Below are 5,388 nucleotides of genomic sequence, written 5' to 3'. Positions count from 1 at the left end.
GCCTTCGCTACCTCCGCACCCATCCTCACGGACTGAGCACTATGCGTCAGCTATGCACTTCCGCCACCTCGCGGCGTGCTGGAGACTTTCACTCCTTAGTCGATTGCGCTGCCAAGCGCACAAAGGGTTGCCCCTAGGTCTTATGCAGACTTAGAGGCAACCCTTGTCCTGCTTTCTGAAGGCGGACCGGAGTCAGAGCCTGACGCGTTCCTGCCGGCGCTATGCTCTCGCCTCCCATAAAAGGGCGGTATCCGCCGTCGGAACCAGGGAGCAGCGCACCGTAAAATGCGTAGCCGTCATGTCCGTTACCCAGATATGTCCCGTATTACCGAGAGGAGTTGGAGAAACGTACGATGGGACGACTCCCAGATTGTGTTCAATGTAGACAGAATCGGTGTTCGCGTTTATAGTAGCCGTTCCGTTCTTGACTGCACCGATATAGCCGAACGGAGCCCACGTACCCGGTTCGCCTCCCTCGATGCAGACGTAACCGAGCGGCTTGCCTCTTCCCACGTCTTTATTCCATATAACGGACATCGGCGAATAGGCGCCGGCTGCGGGAACGGCGGTATCGTAACGCTGAATGGCGCTGCCGAGTGTAAAGTCGCCGCTTAGTTTCCCTTTGCCTTTCGGCGTCACGGCCGGTTCGTAAGCAATCTTTTCCCCGATATTGGGGCAATCGTAGCTGTTGTTCAGCATATAGACGTTGCCCATCGGGTCGTTCCGGAAAAGAATCGCGCATAAGCTGGAGCCCGTTTTGAACGAATTGCCGGTCATCATGCCTGCCCCTTTGCCAATTCCGATATGGCCGCTCACATCTTCGAACGTATTGCCGGTAAATACGAACGTTTCGAATAGCTTAATCGCATTGGAAGCCAGCTCGGAAGCGGGAAAGCCGCCCTGCTGAAAACGGTTGCCGGAGATCGTGCAGTTACTCGCCTGCAGGAGCACCTTGCACTCGCTCACCATATTGCCGGAGACGGACGCATTCGACGCCGCTATGCCCGGGTAGTGGGAAACCGCATGCATAACCCGGCTGACGTGGTTGCCCGTTATCGACACTTTGTCCACGACTGCCTGATTCGTCATAAACTGAATGCCCTCACCCGCTGTTACGTCCTCGACCGTATTCCCCGTGATCGAGCTTTCGCCTCCCGGGTTGCGCGAAGGATTGTTAACCGTGGAGTTGTCCATACGAATCCCGGCCATTTTGACATGTTGGATCGTATTGCCGGATATCGTAAAGTTCGTAATGCTGGAGAGGCCGATCCCGTAACGCAAATTTTTGAACGTATTGCCGCTTATGACCAGATTGTGGATGTTGCGCTCGGCCGTTCCCGACACTTCCTCATTCGAAGTGACGCCGCCGCCAATCGTAGAGGCAAGTCCGAACGTATTTACGCCGTCGTACAGGAAGTTGCCTATAATTTCCCCGTTATACATGCCTTCCGGGTTGCCGGCATGCTTCAGCAGGATACCGTCGCCGTTATGATGGTGGATTCTGTTGTTCGCGACCCGCCAGTTCCGGCTTCCGCCGATCCTGATCCCTTCTTCGCCCAGGAAGTAAACATCGTTGCCCTCCAACGTGAAGTTATCGCAAAAATGGATATGTATCGCATCCGTCCGGTAAGAGATGTCCAGCTTCGACAGCCTGAATTTGCCCGAATCTTTGAGATAAATCCCGAAGGCTTGCTTGGAATGCAGCTTGGTTGTTTTCGAGCTGGATATTTTCAGACTTTCCACGAAAAAGTCGGAGCAGCCCAGAAACGAAAGCACTGTAACGGTGTCGGACGTATTGTCCAGGAAAATCTCCGCTTGGGCTCCCAGAAAGCTGACTTTCTGTCCCGCAAGCGAGAACCCCTCTGTCACTCTGTATTTTCCATTCGGGAAGTAGAGTATGCCCCCTTGCGGAAAAGCGGCGGATACATAGCCGATCGCGAGGCGAATCGCCGCCGTATCGTCGGTCGTTCCGTCTCCCTTCGCCCCGAACCACCGGACATCGACGGAATCGTCAGCCATCAATCGCTTGAACCGGGCACCGGATGCGGCTGCGAGTATCGTCCCTGTATTGTCTGCCGAAGTCGTGTCCGCCGGGTCATAGGCGAAATGTCCCTCTTGCCCTTCATCCCGTACGAAATAAAGGAGTCTCGAATCGGGACGAGTATGGGCCCGAAGCTCGGCAACCGTAGCCGTAACGACCAAACCCGCCGTTCTAAGCTCGGGCCATATGCTTCTGCCGTCCGGCCCGTCATAGACGGAACCGCCGACCGACTGTTCGCCCTTGCCGAATGCCGCCGAGGGTCCAGGAAGCATACTGCCCGCGGCTATCGCCGCTCCCGCCATCCCGATCGCCGTCAGCAGCTTTCTGCGGCTTACCTGGACACCCGGTTCCTCCGGCCGGTCTTGCACCTGGCTAATTTCCGCGCGCTGTCCCATCTTTTCATTAGACATCCAAATCCCTCCTTCATGTACTCACACGTACAGCCGGACTGAATCTCTGTCTCTTCCTGCAAACAACTGCCGTCCGTGCATCCCAGGCCAACCGGTTAACCGCTCCACTTACCTATTTAGCCTGCAACTTCGCCTTCTCGGCCTGAATCGCTTTATTGATCTCTTCGTCGAAGCTCCGCAAGATCGTGTTCGTGTCGTCAGGACTTTCCAACAGCTTGGTGAAATTGACGCCTACGTTCGTCAACTGCTCAGCCCGCGGCGGGAATGCCGGCGCATCGGGATAGTAGTACAGCGCCTGTACGTTTTTGCCTTTCCATTGCGGCAAATCTTGGCCGAACGCTTTGCGGACCTCCGGATCGGCGAGTGGCGTTCCGACCGCCTGCCTCGTCAGCTTGGCCTGAAATTCGGACGACACCAGGAAAGCCATCACCCGAAACGCCTCGTCCTTATGCTGCGACGTCGACGACAGGAACAAGGAGAGCGAGGCCGGCTTGAACCCGGTCTTCGGCTTTTGCGGCAGCTCCGGCACCGACGCCACATCCCAATCGAGATCGGGGCCCGCTTGGCTGATCGCGCCCGAATCGAGCACCATCGCCACCGTGCCTTTGACCGATTCGGTGACGGGGACGAATTTGTTGTTCGGGATTTCGCCGAACCGGCGCAAATTGTTCAGCAGCAGCTTCCAACCGTCCGTATTCATCGCCGCCTTGTCTTCCTTCGGGTCCAGCGGGCTGAGCGACAGCTGATTGTTCAGCATGATGTTGTTCGGCACGGCGGTAAATCCGTAGTAGGTCGTGCCGGCATCGGTCCGCGTCAGCCTTTTTGCCAAATCGTACACTTCGTCCCAGGTCAACCCGTCCTTCGGATAAGCCGCCCCGAAACGGTCGAACAAGTTTTTGTTGTAGAAGAGTCCGTACCGGTTCATCGTAAACGGAAGACCGTACAGCTTCCCTTCGCTGTTGGTCGACATGGCGTGAGCCAGCACGTTCGGCTCGAACGTATCCAGCTTGAAGTTATGCAGCTTGATCTGCTCCTGCAAGTCGACGTGCAGACCATTCTGCTTGATCGAGCTGACCGTAAAGGCTGTCGAGTCGTAAATGATGTCGACTGCGGTTTGGGCGGTGATCCAGTCCGTGTATTCAATGCCTTTCTCTCTTTTGAACAATTGAAGCGTAATGTGAGGGAACTTCTTCTTGACCGCTTCCAGAATGCCCATCTTCTCAAAGTCTACCGCCCCGGGCTGCGCATTGTACAAGGTCAGCGTCACCGGCTTAAGCGCTTCCCCTCCGCTTGGCTGCACCTGTCCTCCTTGTTCTCCCTTTCCTCCGTCCCCATTTCCTCCGCAACCGCTTACAATCGTGGCTGATACTAACAAGCACACGGCGGGTTTTCCCCATTTTATCGTCATGCCTTGCCCCTCCTCTGCTTCCTATATGGTGCGGAGACACGGTTGATCGTTCATCTGATACTCATTATAAGCGTCTTCCGGAGCGCTTCCAGTTCCATTTTAGTGGGAGCAAAAAGGCGGTTATGGCGCGGCTTCGCGAATTGCTGTAAGCCCTTTCTTTCGGGTCTGTTCGATGTTACGATGAGGGTATTCCAATTTCCGTTGACGAGGTGCTTGCATGCCTATTATTAAGTCGGTTACGCTTCGCACGATTGCCAATGAGCTCGGACTGACCGTCAACACCGTCTCCAAAGCTTTGAAAGGAAAACCGGGCATGTCCGAGCAGACCCGTCACCTGATCGTTCAGACGGCGGAACGGCTCGGCTATTTCACCAAAGAGCAGATTCGCAGCTTGAAAGCCGAACATATCCTCCCGTATCCGCTGGAGAGGAAACGATTTTTCCTCGTACAAACGACACAATCCGTCAGCTACTACAAGCTGCTGCTGGAAGGGCTTTACGAGCGCTTCGCTTCGTTCGGCCATCATATCGAGGTGCTGCTGCTGCCTTCCTCCGTCAAGGAAAAAGAGATGGACGGCTGGTTGGAGCAGCGCGGTCTCGCCTATACCGACGGCTTGTTCATCGCCCCCAGCATCATGCCGAGGGAGTGGGAGCCGAAACTGCTTCGCCTGCCGGTTCCGAAAATACTGCTCAACTTCCCCCCGCTCGGAACCCGGGTGGACAGCGTCATCTGGGACATCTACGAAGCGACCTATCAGGCTGTCGCCTATTTACGTTCGATCGGCCATACCAACATTATGTATGTGGGAGATACGACTCAACAAAGGGGATATATTTTGCGCTGGCAAGCGTTTCTTCACGCCATGAACGAATTCGGCGCCCGTGTCGATCCGGACGCCCATTCGATCCGTGTGCGAACGAGTCAGGCTTTGTGGAAGGGAGAGCTGTCCGAGAAACTCGCCCGGTATGCCCCGACCGCCATTCTGTGTGGAATCGAAGGTGAAGTGCCTGAAGTGTACCGTCTCTGCTCCGAGCAGCTGGGATTGCGCATTCCCGAGGATCTGTCGATCATCGGCCTGCTGAATCAGCAGCCGGATTCGCTGCCGCCCTTCACGATGCCTCTGCTGGCCATTCGCGAGACCGGTTACCGGGCCGCCGACCGGATGCTTTGGCGGATCGCCAATCCGTCGCTGCCTTACGAGCATATTCGCATCCAAGGGGAATTGAAGATCGGCAGTACAACGGCGAGTTTCGGGGAACGGGCGGGGACTGCGGAGTAGGTTGGCTGTGCTTAGCGATGGAATGAAAAGCGGTGCTTTTACGATGGAATAAAAATAAGAGTGGTTTGCAGCTCTTAATCGACAGCTTTTGTCCGGATTTTGCGGGATAGAAGCGATTTGTACCACTAGCGTTGCAAAGAAACTAACATAAAAAAAGAACTATCTTGTATTTACTAATTTTGTTAATTTATGTTTTGTTTTCATGGCCAAAACAAAGAAAATCTCCTATTGTAAGATGGTAGGCGTGTTA

General features: G+C 55.0%; 3 protein-coding genes. 1 reads left to right on the top strand and 2 read right to left on the bottom strand.

Annotated features, from left to right (window positions below):
• Nucleotides 1-219: 219 nt before the first annotated feature.
• Both AC3Y2E_RS34450 and AC3Y2E_RS34445 read right to left on the bottom strand, forming a co-directional pair.
• Nucleotides 220-2,451, bottom strand: a complete 2,232-nt coding sequence (locus AC3Y2E_RS34450; RefSeq protein WP_379217943.1) for a right-handed parallel beta-helix repeat-containing protein — start codon at nt 2,449-2,451, stop codon at nt 220-222.
• Nucleotides 2,452-2,563: 112 nt separating this feature from the next.
• Complete coding sequence (locus AC3Y2E_RS34445; protein ID WP_379217940.1) at nt 2,564-3,751, bottom strand: ABC transporter substrate-binding protein; 1,188 nt, start codon at nt 3,749-3,751, stop codon at nt 2,564-2,566.
• Between the two features lie 325 nt (nt 3,752-4,076).
• Between AC3Y2E_RS34445 and AC3Y2E_RS34440 the strand changes: the two genes are divergently transcribed.
• The gene (locus tag AC3Y2E_RS34440; RefSeq protein ID WP_379217938.1) at nt 4,077-5,138 is read left to right on the top strand and encodes a LacI family DNA-binding transcriptional regulator; all 1,062 of its coding nucleotides are present in this window, start codon (nt 4,077-4,079) and stop codon (nt 5,136-5,138) included.
• Nucleotides 5,139-5,388 lie beyond the last annotated feature (250 nt).

The sequence above is a fragment of the Paenibacillus sp. MAH-35 genome (genome assembly GCF_058135425.1).
This window is presented reverse-complemented; position numbering and strand designations above follow the sequence as displayed.